We start from the raw sequence: 20463 nt of genomic DNA, 5'->3' as shown, positions 1-20463 counted from the left end.
CGAGTCGCCCCTCAAGTACCGCTTGCTCGGTCCGAAATCGATCCGGAGGCCTTGTCGGTGGCCACGGCGGTCGTGGACCCACAGTCGAGTCGACGAGCGTCGCCGGTAGTAGCTGCAACTTCGACTCAAACGGATGGGTGAGAACACGGGAGTGTTGGTGGTGATGCGCCAGTACGAAGCCACCGGATTGAAACGACCGGTCATCGAACGGTCACATACTGACAGCGCCGATGACGGACTCCGACCAACCGCCGACACCGGACCGCTTGACCGATCTTCTCGACGACAGCGAGCACGAGGAGGTGGTTGCAAAGCTGGAGCGGATCGGTGGGGCAGACGCCGACACTCGCAAGCGAGCGTTGCGGGCGGTTCGGACGGACGCCGAAGAGCGTCCAAGCGCGTTCGACGGACTCGCTGCCCCGCTCGCGACGTTTCTGGTCGACGACGACCGTGCGGTCAGACTAACCAGTGCCAAACTGTTCGTCACCCTCGCAGCGTCGGACTCGAGTGTCGTCCTACCCGTTATCGACCCGCTTGCGGAGCGACTGACCGATGACGAGGAGTTCTATTACGTCCGAGCGCGGTGTGCCGAAGCACTCGGCTACGTCGCGCTCGAGTTCCCCGAGGAAGTCAGTGATCCGGAGATATTGGCAGACCTTCGCATCGGGCTGTCGTTCGACGAACCGGAAGTCAGAACGAAACTCGCGAAGGCACTGGCGTACGTAGCGCTCGGTGACTCGAGCCGGCTCCGGCATCAGGTCCCGTCGCTGGCCGAGCATCTCGATGCCGAACTCGAACTCGTCAGGTACCAGCTCTGTACGGCGCTTGTCGCGGTCGGGTGTGAGAATCCCGAGAGGATGTCCGAAGCAGAGAGTGATCTGCGAGAACGGTTGGACGACGAGAGTCCCTACGTCAGGGGCCGAGCAGCGGAGGGTCTCGCGTTGGGTATACGGTCGGAAGCCTCGATTGATCCGATCCCAGATCTCGGCAGGGTCGACTCCGGGGACGACGACCCGCCGGCGTTCCTCACCGACCGCGTGCGGTTCCTCCGGGAGTCGCTGTCGGACGACGCGGAGTCCGTGGAGGCGCTAACCGGTCTCGGGACCGTCGAGTCGATCCGGGATGGGACGGACGACGTCGTCGAAGCGATTACGTCGCCCGACGGTGCCGAGTGCCAACACTGCGGACTCGACTTGCCCGAGAGCGGTCCGCCGATGTGTCCGCGCTGTGGCGCACCACACTGACTGATCTAGACTGGCCGACTATTCGGAACCGTTTTATATTTTTAGGCTAGCCTAAAACACATGGCAGATGACGCCACTGAGCACGGGGCACCGACGCGACGTGAGTACGTGAAGTTCGGCGGGACAGTCGTTGGTGGGGGGCTGCTCGCAGGGTGTGTGAGTCAGTCCGACTCGGATTCGACGCCGGAGAACGGGAGTTACTCGGTGACGATGGCACCCATGGGCGAGGTTACGTTCGAGGAGGTTCCACAGAACGTCTTCACGATACTGGGCCACCACGCGGACATGTTGCTGGCACTCGGGCGTGGCGACGACATCAACGCGATGCACGCCCCCGAATACCACCAGTCGCTGTACCGGAAATTCTTGCAGCGCCTCGACGGGGTCTCGGTCGACTGGGAGGGACTGTACTCCTCGTGGCCGCCGACGGAGGAGAAGTTGTACGAACTGGACAGCGACGTTCACATCGCAGACCCTGCGAAGGTCGCGACGGCCACCGGATGGGACGACAGCGACATCAGCAAGATCGATGAGAACGTCGGCCCGTGGTTCGGGAACACCCTCAGTGGCACCCATCGGGAACCGCCGTCGGGCTGGGCCGACGAATACGAATACTACACGCTGTGGGACATTTTCGCCAAGATTGCGCAGGTGTTTCAGGAGACCGAACGGTACGAAGCACTCGCTGCGGTCCACGAGTCGATGCTGGAAACTATCGAGTCGAACCGTCCGCCGGAGAGCGACCGGCCAAGCGCGGCGCTGGTAACGTTCGCATCGGACGAGAAAAAGGCGTGGGGCTACAAGATGAACTACCCGGGCTACTACGCCGCACACACTCGGCCGATGGGCGTTACTGACGCGCTCGCCGACGTCACCGGGGACGGGTACGGCGAGGACGGCCGGAACATCACGCTCGACTACGAACTCCTCCTCGAAGCGGACCCGGACGTGTTGCTCGTCCTCGGCCCGATGACGACGTACCACGACCTTGACGACATCCGGACGGAGCTGGAGGAAGGCGCCGCCACGAGCGATCTCACGGCCGTGGACGAGGGCACCGTCTACGCCCAGGGGGCGCGTCGACAGGGACCGATCCTCAACCTCTTCCAGATGGAAATGACCGCGAAGCAGTTGTACCCCGACCAGTTCGGCGAGTGGCCCGGCTACGTCGACGGCGAACCGTACCCGGAGATCCCCGAGGACGAACGGTTGTTCGACCGCCAGCGAATTGCGGCCATCATCAACGGTGAACTCTGAGCGCCGATCGTTGGTTGCCGAGGTCACCCCACGCCGGTCGGGAGAACGATAGTCGCCCCTGCGATAGTGTCAACTGACGCGATTTGCACGCCGATCCCACAGCCGTCGTGCGACCAGCTATGCAGTGACGGTCAGTGGCTCGATAGGTCAAACAACCGTTTGACCCTGACCAAGTCATATATCCCGTGTCCGAGAGTATCCGACATGGATCGACGGACACTCCTCGTCGCGGGCGGGACCTCCCTCACTACCCTCGCGAGTGGCTGTCTCAGCGACTCGAGCACCCCGGATCGGAGCGCCGACGAACCCGATAACGGAACTGAGAAGTCGCGATCGCCGTCTCCCGATGCCGGGATTTCGGTGACCGATATCGTCGTGCGAAAGGCCGTCACGTACGAATCCATGATGGGGTCAGGTGGCGTTCATGCCGAAGACGGGACACAGTATATCGTTGCCTCGGTGCAGGCCGACGAGGACCTCCGGGCATCGGACTTCACGTTCGAGACGGCTGCGGAGTCCTGGACCCCGGGACTCCCCGACAGCAGGGGCGGGACGAACTTCGCGGTTGCGGGCCACGGGGGCAGACCGGTCGGTCGACACAGCGGTGGCGAGGAGTCATATCTCGCGTTCGCGGTCCCGTCACCGCTCTCGGCATCGAACCCGCGTATTCGGTACGCGGACGCCGACACAACGTGGCCGCTCACCGCAGCAGGACGCGAGCGGTTAGCTGCGCCCGCTCCCAGTTTCGAACTGCTGTCGCTGACCGTCCCGGATACGGTGTCCCGCGGAGAGCCGCTTCCGGTGTCGCTGACCGTGACGAACACCTCGGAGACCGACGGCCGGTTTCTCGCAGCCCTGTATTGGCCGACGGAACGAATTGCGGACGACGACGAATCCCACATCCTCGAGCGCGAGGTGTCCGCCGGCGACGACGCGACGTTCTCCCTCGAACTCGACACGGAGTACACGACCGAGACACCGGACTCGGTGACGCTGTCGCTTCGGGGGTATCTCACCGCCGACCGTGAGGTTACGGTTCGGGAGCGTTCCGCACGGGACTAAGCGCGTCGGCTGCCCCGGTCTCCCGACCGACCGTCATCTCGAGTCCACCGACGGCCGCGACGGGCTCGAGGTCGTGATCGACGCGTCGGGCGGCAGCCGGGTCCCGGCGTGCCGCGTGCGGTCTCATTCCGCGTAGGCCTCGTGTTCCGGCGTCCACTCCGATCGCGGGAGTTCCTTCCAGAAGTAGTCCCCGCGGGGCGGGATCTCGTCGGCGGCGGGATCGACTGCGTACAATTCGCCGGAGGCGATCCCCGTCAGGATATCGGTCATGACCGTGTTGATGACCGTCACGAGCCTCCCGTTCGCCGCGTTGCCGAGGTCGCTCGCCTGGCCCCGGAACTCGAAGAGGACGCTCCCGCGGCCCAGAACGCCGTGGGCGTTTCGAGCGATGTTGGCGGTGGTCCCGCCCGGATAGGTGTCCCACGTCGTGTGGCCGAGATCCGCCGTCTCCTGATACGCGTACGCGGAAATCCGCCGGGAGAGGGCCACCGCCTCGTCGGGCTGCCGCGTTGAGCGGCCACCTGGTCGAGGCATTGATCAGTTCGCACTCGTCGTTTCGGAGGGTGAACTGGTGGTACCAGTCACAGACGATGTCGGCGTCGACCTCGTCGGCTTTGTCGAGCATCGCCTGCGTTTCGGGTGAGGGGTTCTCGTCCGGGATTCGGTCGGGATCGATACCATCGACCTCGGCGAGGACGTCCGGATCGACGGCGAAATAGTGTTGCCGGTTCGGGTCGACCGACCCACACTGATCCGGGCCGTAGTACGGGTCGTGATGGCACACGTCCGCCGGCCGCCCGTTTTCCCGCGCCGGCGTTTCGGTCTCGTCCGCCGGTGCCCAGCCATCGGGGTTATGGCGCGGAATAACGTGGAGTGTCACTTCGTTCAGGATGTCCGCGGTGCGACGCCCGCCAGCGGCGAATTTCGTGAGGAGTTGTAGCGCGGCTTCCGTCGTATGTTGCTCATCGCCGTGTTGCTGGGTCACGTAGAACACGTCGGTGTCACCACCGTCGATACGTACGTAGGGAATCGGTCGCCCGTCCCAGGTCTCACCGATCGGTTCGTACTCGAGGGAACTCCGCGCGTCGAGTTTCTCGAGCGTGCGATAGAGCGTTTCGTTGTTCGTAAACGAGTTGTAATTGATCGACGCCGTGTCCGGCGGGAACGGCCCGCCCGGTTTCACGAAGTCCCCTCGACACCCCTCAGCGCTGCCGAGACCCGTTCCGACGGTTCCGACTCCTGCGATACCACTGAGTGTGTTGAGCATCGTCCGCCGCCTCAGTAGCCGATTGACCACTATTATTTAATTATTAATAAGCATGTTCCAGCAACATACTGGAAGAGAATCGTATTGGCTAGCTACTGCCGGGGTACCGAACTGAGTACGATCTCGTTCCGGAACGGATTGTTCGAAACAGTTACATGACTCCGGGACGTACTCGACAGCGGGACGTTCGTCCCGCCCCTGGCGGAATAAAAGGCACTCCGTAGCGGTTGCCGCCGAAAGCGACCGGCAATACGCACACGACCGAGCTTGGGACGGCCGAGGGCACGGCTGTCGCGGGTGACGTCCGAGCCAAAGCCGGTCGCTGACAGGTGGTTCCCGCCGGCGTGTCACGAGACGAAGCCCCCTGGGGGCCACGCGCGATCTCGAGGCTTGGCGACGAAGCCCCGCGCTTAAGCCGGTCGAAGGGGTCGCGCGGATGTGTTCGAACACGGAGCCCCATCTGTTCGAGTTCGCCGGTATCGAATTCGTCGTCCGACCGGTCCGATTCCCGGTCACCGATCGCTCGCACGATCAGCACCGAGGCCGAACGACCAGCCACGGTTACCGGCCGTCGTTCGCCCGTTTCGTCCAGCCACAGTTGAGACACGGACTGAGCCGGAGCGGTTCGCCACACCGCTGACAGTGGCCGTTCGGATACTGTCTCCCGTCCCCATCCCTGTCAGTCATTCGAACACCCCATGTGCTGCTATCGAACGTGACGCATATAAAATATCGGCCCAGCGTCACTTATTTAGACGTCCGATCGAGGCAGTATTTCGGCAGCGGCCCGTCGACGACCCGCCGACGTGAGAGAGTGACAGCACGCCGGACTCGAGGTCGGAGACGAGAAGTCGTCGGGAGAAGCCAAGACGAGTGCGACTGCTCTCGGATGCGCGGGAAGCCGTCGACTCGAGACGGAGTGGTCGGTCTCCGACGAGCGGGCCGGGTTCCCACGCGAGGCGAGCGGCTGCCGCAGACGGTCGGACGCGAGGCGAGCGGCCTCGAGTCGGGCGGGCACGGAATGTGAAACGCGGATCGGCCGAGGTCCTCACCAGAATCCGAGCAGGTTCCCCGTGACGACGACGGCGAATAGCACCAGTGCGAGCGCCACGAGCACTACCGACTCGGGCGAACCGGACGAGTGGAAAACGCGCGTGAGTCGTCCCGATCCCATCCCATCCCCGCTGACGATCAATCGCTCACCCTCCTTGCTTGCCATGCGGTATCATAGGCTGACTTTCACTAAAAACTGTTTGTAGCGTCCCTGTCATTCCGGACCGAGTCCCGGACGTGGTGGCCGTCGACACGTACTCGATCGTCACCGTCGGCGGAGTCGAGCGGCCGATCCGAAATCGGCCATCGACGGACGCGGGCAGGTTCGATGTGGGCAGTTTTATCATCGTGCATCGCTCCCGTGTAACTGTCCGCGGGGACCCTCGAAACCACCACCTACCGCCCCCGTGGGCGACCGTTTTCCGCGCAGTGAACGCCGTACTCTCCGCGACCGACGACGCGACGGACCGTCGGGACTCGACGCCTCCGAACCGGGGTGTGCCGATCGATGTCGACGCCACGACACGGCGACGAGTCGTTCGGGCGATCACTCGAGCCCCGGTGGCCCCTATTCGGTTTCCGGCCCCTTCGCAACGCGGGCCTCGCTCGTCAGGGCGTCGACGTGGACGTGAAGCGACCCCGACTCGGTCTCGAGCGGGACGATCCAGGAGGCACTGGTCCGGTGTGGCGTCTCGCGAACGGTCACGTCGTCGTACCCGTCCCGTTCCGCCGTCGTTCGAGCGATCCGTGCGGCCTCGTCCGCATCTTCGATCCGGATTTCGTCGTTCAAGCGAACGGTTACGACCGGCACGTCCGCCATCCGGACGATCCGTTCGGTGACGCTCCCGACCAGGACCCGATCGAGGCCGGTCCGCCCCTGGGTCCCCATGACGATCATGTCGACGTCGTGTTCGTCGGTGTACTCGAGGATCTCCTCGTGGGGGACGCCCCGTTCGACGGCCGTCACGGCGTCGACCCCCTCCCGGGTCGCTTCGGCTTCGACGCGCTCGACCGCACGCTCGGCGGCCGAAATCGCGTCGTCGGTCTGCAGCGTGCCGAGCGGCCCCTGCGGTACGATCGACAGCGCGTGGACCGTCGCGTCGAAGCGATCCGCGATCGTCAACCCGTGCGTGATCGATCGACGTGTGCCGTCGCTCCCGTCCGTCGGAACGAGGATGTCCTGATACATGCTACGGCGGAATTAGGGGGCACGGTCGTAAATACCCTCGAGTCGTCGCTAGCCCGTTGCGAGCGGTTCCCTTCCCCTTCTCCCCTCGAGAAGCTATCAGACCGATTATCGATGGAAAGGAATACGGCCGCATTCTCCGAACGATGTAAATCTTTTTTACGACACGCGAAAACGCATGACATGGACTATGACAAATCTTGTCACTCACGTCGCGGACGCCGTCGAGGAACATGGCGACAACACCGCGATCGGGTTCCAGGGGGCCGAAACGAGTTACGAGGAGTTCTGGGGGCAAACCGGGGCCTTCGCGACTGCGCTCGAGGAACGAGGGCTCGGCCAGGACGACCGCGTCGCGCTCTATCTGCCGAACGTGCCGCCCTTCCTGATCGCGTTCCACGGGACGCTTCGGGCCGGCGGGGTCGTCGTCCCGATGAACCCCCAGTACAAGGCTCGCGAGATCGGTCACCTATTGGACGACAGCGGGGCGAAGGTCGTCGTCGCACTGGCCGATCTCGTCCCGTTCGTGACGGCGGTACGAGACGAGACGAGCGTCGAACACGTCGTGAGCGTCGGCGGCGACGCCGAGGGTGCGAGCACGCTCGAGGAGTTCCTCGAGCCCGGCGACCCGGAGATCGCCGAGCGTGATGACGACGAGGACGCGGTCCAGCCGTATACGTCGGGGACGACCGGGCAACCGAAGGGGGTCCAGCTCACGCACGGCAACCTCGCGTCGAACGCGAACGCGGCGTCGGAACTCGTTCCGGACGGTATCCGGCCGGACGACAAACAGCTGGGGGTCCTCCCGCTGTTCCACATCTACGGGATGACCGTCGTGATGAACACGGCGCTGTTCAACGGTGCCGCGTACTACCCGATGCCCGAATGGGACGCACAGGAGGCCGTGTCGCTGATCGAGGACGAGGAGCTGACGATCATGCACGGGGTCCCGGCCATGTACAACGACGTGATCAATCAGCCGAACGCCGAGGCGTTCGACCTGTCGTCGGTGCGGCTCTGTGGCGTCGGCGGCTCGGGCATTCCGGTCGAAGTCCTGCGCCAGTTCGAGGAGCTCTACGAACCGACGATCTACGAGGGGTACGGGCTCACGGAGACCAGCCCGATCACGCACTTCAACAGCCCGATCGAGGGCCGCCGCGTCGGCAGCATCGGGAAGACCGTTCCCGATGTCGACTCGAGGGTCGTCGACGACGACTTCGGTGCGGTTCCACCGGTCGATGAGGGGCCGATCGACGAGGACGAAGCCGACCTCCACGAGATCACCGGCGAGATCGTCGTCGCCGGGCCGAACGTGATGAAAGGCTACTACGGCCTGCCAGACGCCAACGAGGCGGCGTTCACCGAGGCGGACGGGCGACGCTGGTTCCACACTGGCGACATCGGTTACCATGACGAGGACGGCTTCTTCTACGTCGTCGACCGCGAGAAGCACATGATCGTCACCGGCGGCTACAACGTCTATCCACGCGAGGTCGAGGAATTACTCTTCGAGCACGAGGACGTCGCCGACGCCGCCGTCGCCGGGATTCCGGACGACCGCCGCGGGGAGACCGTCAAGGCCTTTATCGTCCGGACGCCCGACGGCGATGTCACGGCCGAAGAGATCACCGAGTACTGTCTGACCAACCTCGCGGAGTACAAACACCCGCGTGAGGTCGAATTCGTCGACGAACTCCCCCGGACGACGACCGGCAAGGTCCAGAAGTTCAAACTCCGCGAACAGGAGGGGGACGCATAATGGCGCTCGGCGACGACGTCCTCCTCGAGATCGATTCCGAGGGGGTTGCGACGATCACACTCAACCAGCCCGAGCGGCGCAACGCGCTCTCGACGGCTATCAGCGACGGCATCTCGGCGGCGCTCGCGGAAATCGAAGGGGGCGACGCCCGCTGTGTCGTTATCGAGGGTGCGGGCGGCGCGTTCTCGGCCGGCGGCGATATCGAATCGATGGTCGAGGGCATCGAGAACGACATCCCCGCCGACGAGCGGGTCCGCGCACTCGAGCGGTCGACGAACGATCTGATGCGGACGCTGATCGACTTCCCGGTGCCGACGATCGCGTTGATCGACGGCCCCGCGGTGGGTGCCGGCGCGAACCTCGCGCTGGCCTGTGACATGCAACTCGCCAGCGAGGACGCCGTCTTCGGCTTCGTCTTCCGGCAGGTCGGCCTGAGCGTCGACGCGGGCACCTCCTATCTGCTCCCCCGGGTCGTCGGCGAGAACGTCGCGAAGGAACTCGTCCTCACCGGCGACATCGTCGACGCCGACCGAGCGGCGGAACTCGGCCTCGTCAACCACGTCTACGGGCGCGACGAACTCGAGGAGCGAGTCGACGAGTTCGTCGACACGATCGTCTCCGGCCCGCCGATCGCGCTTCGCCACGCCAACCGACTCGTCGGCGAGGGGCTGGAGAAGTCCCTCGAGCAGGCCCTGACCGACGAGGCGACGGCACAGGGCATCGTCTTCGAGACCGCCGACCACGAGGAGGGCGTCGACGCCTTCTTCGAGGATCGCGAACCAGAGTACGAGGGCCGGTAGTCGACCGCGGTACTGTCGCTGGCTCAATTCCCCGTGTGCCGTGGGTGATCGCGGTCGTCGTGTTGCTGCTCGTGAGCCTCGTGATGGGTCGGGTCAGCGACCCGTTGTAGCCGTCAATACATTGTCCCAGTCGGACCGAGACGGATACTCGAGGGAGGGACCGGCTATTCGACCTGTCGGGACGCGGTTCCGATCGGCACCACCGTCGACACCCGCGCGTTCTCCTTGAGTTTGAGTCCGCCGTCGGTCACCGACAGCGGGATCAACGGCAGGTGGTCTCGCACCTGCATCGAGGGATGCGAGCCGCCGCGAGCCAGCAGTTCGTTGCGCGGCTGGAGTCGGACCGGTTCCGAGAGGTCGGTCAGGAACTCGTTGTGTTGGATGACGTACTGGCCGCCGTCGAGATGCCACCAGCCGAACTCGTCGTGGGGTGACTCGAGTTCCGTCGGCACGGGCTCGAGGTCGGCGTCCGTGAGTTCGTCGCCGCCGAAGTCGAGACGGCCGGGGGCGGCCACCTCGTAGACGGCGCTGACCGTCAGATCGACGCCGTGGTCCGTGACCTGTACCGGTTCGTACACCAGGTTGTCGATCGACTCGGCGAGGGGTTGGTCGGTGGGCATTTCGGTCGATATGACGGCTCCGAGCGTGAAAATAGTACTGTCAGTGAACGGGCCCGACGGCACTCGGTCGCCGACCCGCCGCCGACCCGCTCCCGATCGGGACCGCCGGCGCGTCGGACTCCCCGAACCCTATGTGCTGGCGACCGTAGCCTCGAGTATGACCGAGGTTCTCGCAGACGGGATCGCTCGCTTCGTTCGCGCGGTCGGCCCGGACCCCGACGAGACGCTGGTCGAGATGGACGAGTACGCCGCCGCTGCGGGGTTCCCCCACGTCGGCCCCGAGGTCGGGGCCTTCCTTCGCTTTGTCGCCCGCCTGACCGACGCCGAGCGCGTCTTCGAGTTCGGGTCGGGCTACGGCTACTCGGCTTACTGGTTCGCCGACGCGCTCCCCGACGACGGCGAAATCGTCCTCACGGAGGTCGACGACGACGAACTCGAACTGGCTCGCGAGTACATGACCGCGGGCGGCTACGACGACATCGCGCGGTACGAACTCGGCGACGCGATGGCGACGATCGACCGCTACGACGGCCCGTTCGACGTCGTGCTGATCGACCATCAGAAGAGCACCTACGCCGACGCGTTCGAGGCCGTTCGGTCGGACGTGCCGGTTGGCGGCGTCGTCGTCGCCGACAACGCGATTACGGCCGGCGTCATCGAGTTCGATGCTCTCCTCGACTGGGCCGAGGGCGGTACCCCGACGGACACCACCGAACACACGCGGGGCATCATCGACTACCTCGAGACGGTGCGGGCCGATCCGGCCTTCGAGACGATCGTCGTGCCCCTCGGCGAGGGCATCGCGGTGAGTTATCGCGTCGAGTAGTCGGTCGTCTCGCCGTCGAACACCTGTTCGTCGGGCTCTTCGGCCGGCGCCGAGGCCCCGTACTCCCGGAAGCCGAGGAAAATCGTCGTTCCGGCGGCGGCGAGCAGCGTCGCCCACGTGATCGCAGTGAGTCCCACGACCGTCACCCGCGCGGGTCCCGGTAGGCTCGAGCCGACGGTCTCGAGGCCAACGGCGTGCGCCACGGCGACGCCCAGAAACGAGAGCCACAGCCCCAACGCGGTGACTGCGAGGCGTTTCCGCGTGACCGACTGAGCGTAGCGAGCGAGACACGCGACGCCACCGACGGCCAGTCCGGTCGCTCCGATGGTGAGAGCGACGTGGTCGACGGTGACGTTCGCGACGCCGGCGACGGCGAAACAGCCGAGCGCGGCAGCCAACGGGGCTCGTTCCGAGCCGTGTCTTGTCGGAATCACGTCGTGCACCGCGTTGCCGGGTTGAGTCGGTGGGCGAATATATAGCTGTTGGCTGATCGTGGGTCGCTCGCACCGGCGGCTCGAGTCGGGGCTCGAACCCGGGATCGCATCGGTGACTGACGGGACCGCTGGCCGGCCGTGGCGACGATCGGCGGCGGTCAGTTCGTCGCCGTTTCTGCCGTTGGGAGGGTAAACGAGAACGTCGAGCCCTCGCCGGGAGTGGAGTCGACCCACAGCTCGCCGCCGTGGCGCTCGATGATCCGGTGACAGAGCGCGAGCCCGATGCCCGTACCCGCGTGTTCCTCGTGGCTGTGAAGGCGCTGGAACACCTGGAAGATCCGGTCTTGATTCTCGGCGTCGATTCCGATTCCCTCGTCGCGGACGGAGATTTCCCACTTCCATCCGGTCCGCTCGGCGCTGACGTGAACCCGCGGCGGCTCGTCCCCGCTGTACTCGATCGCGTTCGAGAGCAGGTTCTGGAGCACTTGCCGAAGTTGGCTCGCATCGCCCGCGACACGAGGGAGGGTGTCCGCCGTGATCTCGGCGTCCCGTTCGTCGATACGGACCTGGAGGTCCTCGCGAACGTCCGCCAGAACCGCATCGAGAGCGACCGGCTCCAGCGGCTCGCCTTTCGTTTCCACCCGGGAGTACTGGAGCAGCCCGTCGATCATCTCCCGCATGCGTTCGGCCCCGTCGACGGCGTAATCGATGAACTCCCGGCCGTCAGCGTCGAGCTCGTCGGCATAGCGCCCCTCGATCAACTGAAGATAGCTGGTGACCATCCGCAGGGGCTCCTGTAAGTCGTGCGAAGCGGCGTAGGCGAACTGTTCCAGGCGCTCGTTCGACTCCTCGAGTTTGCGCCGGTAGGCCGTTCGTTCGGTGATGTCCTGGATGACCAGCATTCCGGCGGTCACCTCGTCACCGGTCCGGACGGGAAGGGTGGTGGCACGGAGGTCCCGGCCGCGATAGGTCACCTCGAAGGTGCGCTCGTTGCCGTCGAGGGCGGCCCGGAAATGGGGTTCGACCTCGGCGAGTAGCTCGTCGGAATAGCGCTCGTGGATCGTTTGGCCGAGCGCGACCTCGCGATCGATCCCGATTTCGCCGAGGAGTTGCCCGCCGGCGGCGGTGTACCGCAGTTCGTCGTCGAAGAGGGCGACGACGCCGTTCGGGAAGTTCTCGGCGAGGGTGCGGTAGCGCTGCTCGCTCGCCTCGAGTCGGCGCTGTCGTTCCTGACGCTCCGTGACGTCCCGAACGACGCCGATCCGCTCGGGTCCGGTATCAACGGTCGCGATCGACGTCACCGTCGCCTCCACCGGGATCCGGGTGCCGGATTTCGTCTCGACCGACGCCTCGATGGTCGAATCATCGCTCTCGGCGGCGATTCGCTGGGCGAGGGCCATCACCTGTTCGTCGGCGACGAGCGAGGCGTGGCTGCCGAGTAACTCGTCGCGATCGTACCCGGTGAGGTCGGTGTACGCCTCGTTGACCATGGAAAACCGGTCGTTTTCGTCGAGGACGTAGATCCCGTCTTCGATGGTCTCGATGATCCGTTCGTACTGCTCGAGATGACGCTCGCGGCGTTTCCGGTCCGTGATGTCCTGGAAGTACACCGACAGTCCCGTCTCGGAGGGGTAGGCCCTGATCTCCATCCAGATGTCGAGCGAGTCGGAGTACCGCTGCCACGCGACGGGTTGCTGTGTCTCCATGGCCGTCCGATAGCGCTCGAAGAGGTCGGATCGCGCTCCGCTGGGGAACGTCTCCCAGATGTTCTCACCGACGAGGGCCGCCGGATCGTGCCCCAGTAGTTCTCCGGCGCGGTCGTTGACGTGCGTAAACCGCCAGTCGTCGTCGAGCGCGTAGAACGCGTCCGAGACCCGCCCGAGAATCTCGCTCAGTTCGGTCTCGAGTTCGTGCTTGCGACGCTCAAGGCGGCGCTCGTGCTCTTTGAGCGCGGTAATGTCTTCGCCGGCCGAAATGACCCGCTCGAGGTCGCCGTCGTCCCCGAACACGGGGACGGCGGTGACGGAGAACCACAACGGATCGCCCGTCGGTCCCTCGATCATGAGCTCCTCGTCGAAGACCGGCTCGCCGGTCTCCCTGACGCGCGTCGACGGGCCGCGGTCGGGGCCGACCGGGTCGCCGTCGGCGTCGACGACGGTCCCCTCGGCGAGCAGTTCCGTCTCGCCGAGCGGCCCGCGGTCGGCGAGTCCGAGCGCCGTCTGTGCGTGTCGGTTCGCCAGCACGGTCTCGCCGTCGGCGTCCTCGACCGAAATGGCGACCGGCGTGGTCCGGAGGATCGTCTCGGTCTGGGACCGCTCGCGCTCGAGGGATCGCTCGTGGCTGATCCGATCGACGGTCGCCTCGAGACTCGACGCGGCGACTTTCACGAGCGAACGGTCGCCCTCGTCGAACGCGCCGGCGCTTTCGGACCCGATGACGACGACGCCGTGGTCCCCGATCGGGAGGCCGATCGCGCTTCGGATCGGCACCGCGGAGTCGTCCGCCTCGACGGACACGTCGTCGTCGATCACCGGCTCGCCGGAGTCGAAGACGCGCCGGGCGATTGCCGCTCCCGCCGCGCACGTCGGGCATTCGTCGACCGAGGTCGTTTCGGGTTCGGACCAGGCGACTGGCTCGAGGGTCGTCCCCGCGGCGTCGGAGAGGAACACGCCGTTGAAATCCGGATCGAGGATCTCGGAGAGGTGACGGCAGGCCTGTTCGGCGACGGCCTCGCGCGTCCCGATGCCCAGCCACTCGCGGACGGCCTCGGTTAGCTGTCTGAGCTGGGAGGCTCGCCGGTGCTGTTCGGTCACGTCGTAGTAGAGTTCGACCCGGCCGCCCGCGTACGGGCCGGACGCGATCGGTTTGCTCCGGTGCTCGAGCCAGCGCTCCTCGCGGCCGTCGCCGGGTGTGATTCGACACTCGAAGCGCTCGGTGTCGCCGTTGTCGTCGTAGGTCGCCGTGAGGACATCGGCGAACGCGTCGGGATCGCCGACCCGGTCGCGGATCGTTTCGTCGATCACGGTCGCCTTGTCCCGGCCGATCACGTCCGCCGCGTCGAGCCCGAAGTACCGTTCGGTGGCCTCGTTGATCCACGCGACATCGAACGACTCGTCGAGCACGAAAACGCCGATATCGGCCTCCTCGAGCACTGTCGTGATCGATTCGAACGGTTTGGTCCGGGTCGATTCGGCGTCCGACGCCGCTCGAGGTCCGGGGCGGCATTCGGTGACGACGCCGATCGAACCTCGACGGTCGTCGTTGCCGGGGACCGTTCCGAGCCGTAGTTCACAGGGAATCGCGGTACCGTCGGCCGTCCGGATCGAATCCTCGCGTTCGGTCACGCCGGTCGCGGACCCTCTCTCGAACGAGCCACTGCCGGACTCACCGAGGAGGGCCGTGACGTGCTCGCCGGAGAGCCCGTCGCGGGTGTAGCCAGTCAACTCGAGGAGGGTGTCGTCGACGCCGACGATGCGGTCGTCCGCGTCGAGCTGGAACACCCCGCCCGCAACCGTCTCGACGACCGTCCGGTACCACTGACGCGCCGCCTGATCGGCACCGTCGCTCCACGGGGCTGACGCCGTCGGTTCCGCCCGTTCGGTCATTGGACGTAGGAGGCCGCTCGAACGGATAAGTCCAGCGCCGATTCCGCACTCGAGTGTAACTACTCGTCGCCGCCGTCGGCGAGGACGCGCTCCTCTGGCGTCGGGCGGCCCGGATGGATGCCGTACCAGGCGAACCCGTAGAGGACCGTCATCGACACCGCACAGAGGACGGTCGCGCCGGCGATCGACTCGAGCGCGAGGGAGACGACCGGGCCGGCGAACGCGTCGCCGACGGCGGCCGCCGATTCGCCGTCGGGGGCCGTCGCGAGCGCGTAGGGAATGAAGGTCGCGAACGCGAGCACCCACCATCGCTTCGCGGTGCGTCGAAGCCGTGCCGTCCCGTGTTCTCTGGCGGTGCTCGTGACGCCGGCGACGCCGAGGGCGACCAACACGAACGCCGGCAGCGTTCGAAGCGGGGAGTCAAAGAGGAGATTAACCGCGACGCCGGCCGCGACGGTCGCAACGGAACCGGCGAGGAGCGGACGCGAGGGAGTGGACCCTGTACGAGGCATGCTGCCGTCGGGTAGCAACCCATTGTACAAAACTCTCGCGAACCGTCGACGGCCGGCGTCCCGCGTCTCGAGCGGCGGCCGCCGTCGCGCCACAACAAAGGACGTATTACCGATGCCCGCAACTCGAACGTGAGAACGAATGAGGGAACGCGATCGAACTGTCCCCGTGACGGCCCTCCGACGACGAGTCTCGGCCGCGGCCGATCGAGCGACCCACATCGCATCGGCAGTACCTGGCGGCGGGACTGCGCGGCGACTGGGACGGCTCTGGCAGCGACACGTCCAGGATCGTCCCGACCAGTATCAGGCGTCGATCACCTTTCCGACGGCGCCCGATCGGCCGACGGTCGGCGAGATCCACGGCTGGATCGAAGCCCTCGAGTACGCGTTCGACGGCCGTCTCGACGTCTACGCCAGACGGGGGAGCGTCGCGGTCGAGACCGACCCGGTCTCGGCTGCCCTGTTCGACGAAGACGAGTTCGGCGCGATCTGCGAGCGGATCGAAGAGGGATACGACGGCTCGCACGCGATTGCCCATCTGCAAAAGTGGCGACGAAACGACGGGCGACTCGTGCGGGCCCACGTGATCGTGCCGGTCAAGCCGCTCTTCCCGCGCGGCGACGCCGACGAGCCGGACGCGGAACGAGCCGTCGCCGACTGAGCGGCGCGAGAACGACATCGACTTCGCGGCGTCGCGGACGACCGTGACCGCGATCGGCGACCGGGCTTAGTCGTCGTCACCCGGTCCGGGACCGGGTTCGGAGCCGCGGTCGCGGTCGGTGCTCGGATTCGTTCCGGGCCGGTCGCTGCTCCGGGAGCGGCCGGTCGCCGACTCTCCCTCGCTGGGCGCGACGTTGCTCGTTCGGTTCATCCACGCGTCGATGTTTTCGGCGACGTAATCCTTGCCACCCCAGCCGAACGCGACGCCGGCTCCGATGGCGATGGCCGCGCCGAGGCCCCACGCGATCGCCCGGGCGAACACGTAGAGGATGCCGACGTCGATCCCCATCGTGTCGAGCCCAATGACGATCGCCGTGAAGTAGAGGAACATCCGCGCGCCGGTGGCAAACCAGCTCGTGTAAGCAGTCTCGGTCGCCGCGCGGGTCCGCTCGATGGCATCGCCGATGAAGTCGGCGACGACGAACCCGAAGGTAATGACGAGCAGCCCCGCGACGAACGCCGGCAGGTACGAGACCGCCGTCGAGATCCACTGCGACAGCGTCGCGATCGCGAGCGCGTTCGCGGCCGCGAGGACTGCGAGCGCGTAGACGAACCACTTCGCCAGCGTCCCGAATGCGTTCGAGACCGCCCGTTCGGTGCCGCCGAGTATGCGACCGAGCGGCGTCTCGAGGACCATCCGATCGAGTTCGATGCCATCGGCGAGCCGTCGGACCACGCCCGCTGCGACGCGGCCGATGACCCACCCGATCGCGAGGATGATCAGCGCGCCGATCAACCGCGGGAGGAACGTGATCAGTTCCGCGACGGGATCTTGTAGCCAGTCGGGAACCTGTGCCTGGGCAGGATACGGTGGTACCATACACGACGCCGGTTGGTATCGTCCGTCCTTTGTAATTGAGTCCGTATCTAACTGTCATGAAACCAACTGCTCTCGACCGGCCAACGCGGGTCGATTGAAGTGTCCGTTACGGGGAATTGTGCGACGGCCGTACCGTGCCCGCTCGAGACCGGTTCCGAACGGACCGACGAGCGGGCTCTGCCTCGGGACCGAGACGATCCTCGAGCCGGCGGGCGATAAACCCGTATTGTGACCGGATTCGAAACCGCGTCGGTGATAGCGGGAAATCGGATTCGAATCACCGCCGTCGCCGGCTCGCCGAACGTGTCCAGTTTCACTCATGGGACCGCAGTGTCGCGTCGAACGCGGGCAAGACGCGGCGGGCTCGAACGCTCGAGATCGACCAGGGGCTGTGGAGCCGCGAATCGCTCTCGACGGGAGCACAGCGGGGCGAGAACGCGGGACCGCGTTCGAACCGTCGATCCTCCGCCCGGCTTCGGACACGCCGTCGGATGCCGTTTCAGTGCGTCCAGTTGTCGACGGAACGCCGGTCGGGACCCCCGGATCAGTACGATGGCTACTCGATCCGGTAAGACGGTATTACCGGTGAGCATCCCGTCAGTGCGACGTCGGCCGGGACGAGCGGTGCTGCCGGTGTCGGCGCTCGTCGTCGCGGCCGCGTTTCGACCGTGCACCGCGCGCGTCGGCACTACGCTATTGATGCTCCGCACACGAGAGATGGCCATGTATCTCGGCGACGAGGCATGGCCGGACCTCGAGACGTACTTCGAATCGGAATCGCTCGCGCTCGTGCCGCTCGGATCGACGGAACAGCACGGGCCGCATCTGCCGGAGGCGACCGACCACCTGATCGCGGAGGCGTTCGCGCGCGAGGCGGCCGACCGAACGGGCTTTCTCCGTACCCCGACGATCGATATCGGCGTCAGCGGTCACCACCGCCAGTTCCACGGAACGATGTGGGTCGACCCACCGGCGTTCAGGGAATACGTGGCGTCGCTGACGCGGAACCTCACCGCTCACGGCATCGATCGGGTGATTTACGTGAACGCTCACGGCGGGAACGTGCCGCACCTCCGGGAAGTCGGGGCACGGCTCCGACGGGACGAGGTCGCGTACGCCATCGAGTGGATGTGGAACGACTCGATTCCGACCCTCGTTGACGACCTCTTCGAGCAGAACGGCCCCCACGGCGGGCCGAAGGAGACTTCGATGATCCAGTATCTCGAACCGGATCTCGTCCACGACGACCGACTCGAGGAGGCCAGGGAGACCGGGATCCCGAGCGTCGAGGCGGCCGAGACGATCAAACACGGCTCGCGGACGTTCTACGACGCGGCCGACAATACCGCCAACGGCGTCCTGGGCGATCAGACGGACGCCTCGGCCGAGAAGGGCGAGCAACTGTTCGAGGCCGCGAGCGACCAACTCGTCCGGCTCTGCGAGTGGCTCGCCGCTCAACCGTTCGAGGATCTGCTGCCCGCGGATCACGTCTCGGGCAGCGGGCCGACCCGACCCAGCAGCGATGATAATCCTTAATAGATGCTAGCGCGGTTTTATTATATGGCAGTCGTCAGCGTCTCGATGCCGGACGAACTCCTCGCGCGCCTCGATCAGTTCGCCGAGGAGCACGGCTATACCGGTCGGAGCGAAGTCGTCAGGGAAGCCTCGCGGAACCTGCTCGGGGAGTTCGAGGACACGCGACTCGAGGAGCGGGACCTGATGGGGATCGTCACCGTGTTGTTCGACTACGAGACCACCAGCGTCGAGGAGCGGATGATGCACCTGCGTCACGAACACGAACACCTCGTCGCCTCGAACTTCCACAGCCACGTCGGCGATCACTACTGCATGGAACTGTTCGTCCTCGAAGGCGAACTCGAGGATATCTCGGCGTTCGTCGGAAAGATCAGGGCGACCAAGGACGCGTTGACCGTCGATTACTCCGTCATTCCGGTCGATAGTTTCGATCCGCTCGCACAGGGATAGCGCCGCCGTGTGACGGGGGTCGGCATCACCCGCGTCGGTTCGCACCTCGAGGACACAGCGGTCGTCTCGCTCACCGATCCGTTCGATCGTCCCGCGACCCCCATCAGACAGCCCAACGCGCTACTCGTTTCGCTCCTCGACGACGCCGACGTTCAGCGTCCGAACCCGTGCGATCGCGCCGCGCAACCGCCGGCGCCACGGCGACCCCTCGCGGGCCGCGAGTTCGCGGCGGAGTCGCTCGATCTCCCCCTCGAGATCACGGTTCGTCGTTTCCAGCTGCTCGACCCGGTCGTCGAGGTCGGCGACTCGATCCTCGAGCCGGTAGCGGCGCGCCCGCTCGGCATCGCGATCGTTGCGTAGCTGATCGCGTTCGCGCCGGAGGTCCTCGAGTCTCGCCGCGAGTCGCTCGCGTTCGCGCCGGTCCGCATCGACGACGGGGTCGCGGTCCGGGTTCGCGGGACTGCCCCCGAGCGCGTCGGATTCGATGTCGATGTGTCCCGAGCGGGTGGCGTTGACGACGGCCCCGACGAGCAGTATGAGGCCGCCGAAGTACAGCCAGGTCAGCAGGAGGAGGATCGCCCCGATCGGTCCCGCGGAGTCCGAACTGCTCGAGAGGGCGACGTAAACCTGAAAGAGCGACTGTAGCGCCGCCCAGCCGACGGCGGCGACGAGGACCCCCGGCAGCACCTCGCGGACGGAAACGTCGACGTCGGGGAAGAAGTAATACATCGGGAGGAAGGCGATCGTCAGCCCGCCGACGAGCAACAGCGGGTTTACGAGCCCGATGAAGAGAGTGGTCGGGAAGAACGCGAAGACGATGCTGGTCGCTCCGGTCGCCGCGAGCGCGACCCCGATCGTCCCGAAGACGATGGCCCCGTCGCGGACCTGATCGACCAACGAGTTGTCCTCGGTCGACGCGTAGATCTCGGAGAACGCGGTGTCGAGCCCCCGAAAGATCTTCAACGACCCCCACAGGAGGACGAGGAGGCCGATGATCGACGTTCCGGCGTTCCCGGTCGAACCCTCGATCCCGTCCTCGAGAAGGATGCGGCCGCTCTCGGGGAGGAAGCCTTCGGTCGCCGACGACACCTGTTGGGCGAGCCCCTCGCCGCCGAGAAACGAGACGAGAAAGAAGACCAGCACGAGCAACGGAATCAGTGAGATGAAGGCCTGGTACGCGATGCCGGCCGCCATGAACGTCACGTTCTTCTCCCGAATCCCCGCCACCACCGCGTTCGCGAACGGCGGAACACCACGGCCCTCGAGGCTCATACACACTGTCCGTCGTAGGTCCTGATAGCGCTCCGGCTTG

Annotated in this window: 19 protein-coding genes and 1 pseudogene; 9 read left to right on the top strand and 11 right to left on the bottom strand. The window is 65.8% G+C overall.

The window, feature by feature from the left end; translation table 11 throughout:
- Positions 1-230 precede the first annotated feature (230 nt).
- The 3 genes from ALTAJ2_RS06605 (at position 231) to ALTAJ2_RS06595 (ending at position 3563) form a co-directional block, all read left to right on the top strand.
- Complete coding sequence (locus ALTAJ2_RS06605) at positions 231-1244, top strand: HEAT repeat domain-containing protein (protein WP_007108455.1); 1014 nt, start codon at positions 231-233, stop codon at positions 1242-1244.
- A 60-nt stretch (positions 1245-1304) separates the two neighbouring features.
- Positions 1305-2501, top strand: coding sequence for an ABC transporter substrate-binding protein (locus ALTAJ2_RS06600; RefSeq protein ID WP_193365028.1), 1197 nt, complete (start codon positions 1305-1307; stop codon positions 2499-2501).
- Between the two features lie 204 nt (positions 2502-2705).
- On the top strand, positions 2706-3563 hold the full coding sequence (locus tag ALTAJ2_RS06595) for a hypothetical protein (protein ID WP_007108453.1): 858 nt from the start codon (positions 2706-2708) through the stop codon (positions 3561-3563).
- Here ALTAJ2_RS06595 and ALTAJ2_RS19420 read toward each other — a convergent pair.
- From ALTAJ2_RS19420 to ALTAJ2_RS06580, 5 genes and pseudogenes are all read right to left on the bottom strand, one after another.
- On the bottom strand, positions 3532-3690 hold the full coding sequence (locus ALTAJ2_RS19420; RefSeq protein ID WP_160163678.1) for a hypothetical protein: 159 nt from the start codon (positions 3688-3690) through the stop codon (positions 3532-3534). The two genes, ALTAJ2_RS06595 and ALTAJ2_RS19420, sit on opposite strands and share 32 nt — an antisense overlap.
- A complete protein-coding gene (locus tag ALTAJ2_RS20045; protein WP_239647710.1) occupies positions 3687-4097 on the bottom strand; it encodes a hypothetical protein in 411 nt (136 codons plus the stop codon). The genes ALTAJ2_RS19420 and ALTAJ2_RS20045 overlap by 4 nt, the downstream gene beginning before the upstream one ends.
- A 130-nt stretch (positions 4098-4227) precedes the next feature.
- Positions 4228-4830: pseudogene (locus tag ALTAJ2_RS20040) on the bottom strand (M14 family zinc carboxypeptidase); the annotation flags it as partial.
- A 1048-nt stretch (positions 4831-5878) separates the two neighbouring features.
- Positions 5879-6049, bottom strand: coding sequence for a hypothetical protein (locus tag ALTAJ2_RS19415; protein ID WP_160163677.1), 171 nt, complete (start codon positions 6047-6049; stop codon positions 5879-5881).
- Positions 6050-6451: 402 nt separating this feature from the next.
- Positions 6452-7072, bottom strand: a complete 621-nt coding sequence (locus tag ALTAJ2_RS06580) for a universal stress protein (protein ID WP_007108449.1) — start codon at positions 7070-7072, stop codon at positions 6452-6454.
- 187 nt (positions 7073-7259) lie between these two features.
- On the opposite strand from ALTAJ2_RS06580, the gene ALTAJ2_RS06575 reads away from it, so the two are divergent.
- Entirely contained in the window at positions 7260-8828 is a 1569-nt protein-coding gene (locus ALTAJ2_RS06575) for a long-chain-fatty-acid--CoA ligase (protein ID WP_007108448.1), read from the top strand.
- Entirely contained in the window at positions 8828-9628 is an 801-nt protein-coding gene (locus ALTAJ2_RS06570) for an enoyl-CoA hydratase/isomerase family protein (RefSeq protein ID WP_007108447.1), read from the top strand. Before ALTAJ2_RS06575 ends, ALTAJ2_RS06570 begins: the two co-directional genes overlap by 1 nt.
- 164 nt (positions 9629-9792) lie before the next feature.
- Here the strand turns inward: ALTAJ2_RS06570 and ALTAJ2_RS06565 are convergent, their stop codons facing one another.
- A complete protein-coding gene (locus ALTAJ2_RS06565) occupies positions 9793-10248 on the bottom strand; it encodes a dCTP deaminase/dUTPase family protein (protein WP_007108446.1) in 456 nt (151 codons plus the stop codon).
- Between the two features lie 157 nt (positions 10249-10405).
- On the opposite strand from ALTAJ2_RS06565, the gene ALTAJ2_RS06560 reads away from it, so the two are divergent.
- Complete coding sequence (locus ALTAJ2_RS06560) at positions 10406-11074, top strand: O-methyltransferase (RefSeq protein WP_007108445.1); 669 nt, start codon at positions 10406-10408, stop codon at positions 11072-11074.
- On the opposite strand, the gene ALTAJ2_RS06555 is transcribed toward ALTAJ2_RS06560, so the two are convergent.
- The 3 genes from ALTAJ2_RS06555 to ALTAJ2_RS06545 form a co-directional block, all read right to left on the bottom strand.
- A complete protein-coding gene (locus ALTAJ2_RS06555) occupies positions 11059-11517 on the bottom strand; it encodes a hypothetical protein (protein ID WP_007108444.1) in 459 nt (152 codons plus the stop codon). The two genes, ALTAJ2_RS06560 and ALTAJ2_RS06555, sit on opposite strands and share 16 nt — an antisense overlap.
- Positions 11518-11666: 149 nt before the next feature.
- Entirely contained in the window at positions 11667-15113 is a 3447-nt protein-coding gene (locus ALTAJ2_RS06550) for a PAS domain S-box protein (protein WP_007108443.1), read from the bottom strand.
- Between the two features lie 59 nt (positions 15114-15172).
- A complete protein-coding gene (locus ALTAJ2_RS06545; protein WP_049899922.1) occupies positions 15173-15625 on the bottom strand; it encodes a hypothetical protein in 453 nt (150 codons plus the stop codon).
- Positions 15626-15764: 139 nt separating this feature from the next.
- Between ALTAJ2_RS06545 and ALTAJ2_RS06540 the strand changes: the two genes are divergently transcribed.
- The gene (locus tag ALTAJ2_RS06540) at positions 15765-16286 is read left to right on the top strand and encodes a hypothetical protein (protein ID WP_007108441.1); all 522 of its coding nucleotides are present in this window, start codon (positions 15765-15767) and stop codon (positions 16284-16286) included.
- Between the two features lie 66 nt (positions 16287-16352).
- Here the strand turns inward: ALTAJ2_RS06540 and ALTAJ2_RS06535 are convergent, their stop codons facing one another.
- Positions 16353-17165 carry a mechanosensitive ion channel family protein gene (locus ALTAJ2_RS06535; protein ID WP_007108440.1) on the bottom strand — a complete coding sequence of 271 codons (813 nt, stop codon included), beginning with the start codon at positions 17163-17165 and terminating at the stop codon, positions 16353-16355.
- Between the two features lie 723 nt (positions 17166-17888).
- Between ALTAJ2_RS06535 and ALTAJ2_RS06525 the strand changes: the two genes are divergently transcribed.
- Both ALTAJ2_RS06525 and ALTAJ2_RS06520 read left to right on the top strand, forming a co-directional pair.
- The gene (locus tag ALTAJ2_RS06525) at positions 17889-18701 is read left to right on the top strand and encodes a creatininase family protein (protein WP_049899927.1); all 813 of its coding nucleotides are present in this window, start codon (positions 17889-17891) and stop codon (positions 18699-18701) included.
- A 24-nt stretch (positions 18702-18725) separates the two neighbouring features.
- Complete coding sequence (locus tag ALTAJ2_RS06520; RefSeq protein WP_006186726.1) at positions 18726-19151, top strand: CopG family ribbon-helix-helix protein; 426 nt, start codon at positions 18726-18728, stop codon at positions 19149-19151.
- Positions 19152-19271: 120 nt separating this feature from the next.
- On the opposite strand, the gene ALTAJ2_RS06515 is transcribed toward ALTAJ2_RS06520, so the two are convergent.
- Positions 19272-20423, bottom strand: a complete 1152-nt coding sequence (locus ALTAJ2_RS06515) for a YhjD/YihY/BrkB family envelope integrity protein (protein WP_007108437.1) — start codon at positions 20421-20423, stop codon at positions 19272-19274.
- Positions 20424-20463: the final 40 nt, after the last annotated feature.

Origin of the sequence: Natrinema altunense (assembly GCF_000731985.1) — an archaeon.
Classification (GTDB): domain Archaea; phylum Halobacteriota; class Halobacteria; order Halobacteriales; family Natrialbaceae; genus Natrinema; species Natrinema altunense.
Note: the sequence above shows the minus strand (reverse complement) of the source record. Positions and strands in the feature narration are given on the sequence as shown.

Bases quoted from the DNA above. Each gene is read 5' to 3' on its own strand.
- ALTAJ2_RS06605 (WP_007108455.1), top strand. From the start codon at position 231: ATGACGGACTCCGACCAACCGCCGACACCGGACCGCTTGACCGATCTT.
- ALTAJ2_RS06600 (WP_193365028.1), top strand. From the start codon at position 1,305: ATGGCAGATGACGCCACTGAGCACGGGGCACCGACGCGACGTGAGTAC.
- ALTAJ2_RS06595 (WP_007108453.1), top strand. From the start codon at position 2,706: ATGGATCGACGGACACTCCTCGTCGCGGGCGGGACCTCCCTCACTACC.
- ALTAJ2_RS19420 (WP_160163678.1), bottom strand. From the start codon at position 3,690: ATGAGACCGCACGCGGCACGCCGGGACCCGGCTGCCGCCCGACGCGTC.
- ALTAJ2_RS20045 (WP_239647710.1), bottom strand. From the start codon at position 4,097: ATGCCTCGACCAGGTGGCCGCTCAACGCGGCAGCCCGACGAGGCGGTG.
- ALTAJ2_RS19415 (WP_160163677.1), bottom strand. From the start codon at position 6,049: ATGGCAAGCAAGGAGGGTGAGCGATTGATCGTCAGCGGGGATGGGATG.
- ALTAJ2_RS06580 (WP_007108449.1), bottom strand. From the start codon at position 7,072: ATGTATCAGGACATCCTCGTTCCGACGGACGGGAGCGACGGCACACGT.
- ALTAJ2_RS06575 (WP_007108448.1), top strand. From the start codon at position 7,260: ATGACAAATCTTGTCACTCACGTCGCGGACGCCGTCGAGGAACATGGC.
- ALTAJ2_RS06570 (WP_007108447.1), top strand. From the start codon at position 8,828: ATGGCGCTCGGCGACGACGTCCTCCTCGAGATCGATTCCGAGGGGGTT.
- ALTAJ2_RS06565 (WP_007108446.1), bottom strand. From the start codon at position 10,248: ATGCCCACCGACCAACCCCTCGCCGAGTCGATCGACAACCTGGTGTAC.
- ALTAJ2_RS06560 (WP_007108445.1), top strand. From the start codon at position 10,406: ATGACCGAGGTTCTCGCAGACGGGATCGCTCGCTTCGTTCGCGCGGTC.
- ALTAJ2_RS06550 (WP_007108443.1), bottom strand. From the start codon at position 15,113: ATGACCGAACGGGCGGAACCGACGGCGTCAGCCCCGTGGAGCGACGGT.
- ALTAJ2_RS06545 (WP_049899922.1), bottom strand. From the start codon at position 15,625: ATGCCTCGTACAGGGTCCACTCCCTCGCGTCCGCTCCTCGCCGGTTCC.
- ALTAJ2_RS06540 (WP_007108441.1), top strand. From the start codon at position 15,765: ATGAGGGAACGCGATCGAACTGTCCCCGTGACGGCCCTCCGACGACGA.
- ALTAJ2_RS06535 (WP_007108440.1), bottom strand. From the start codon at position 17,165: ATGGTACCACCGTATCCTGCCCAGGCACAGGTTCCCGACTGGCTACAA.
- ALTAJ2_RS06525 (WP_049899927.1), top strand. From the start codon at position 17,889: ATGTATCTCGGCGACGAGGCATGGCCGGACCTCGAGACGTACTTCGAA.
- ALTAJ2_RS06520 (WP_006186726.1), top strand. From the start codon at position 18,726: ATGGCAGTCGTCAGCGTCTCGATGCCGGACGAACTCCTCGCGCGCCTC.
- ALTAJ2_RS06515 (WP_007108437.1), bottom strand. From the start codon at position 20,423: ATGAGCCTCGAGGGCCGTGGTGTTCCGCCGTTCGCGAACGCGGTGGTG.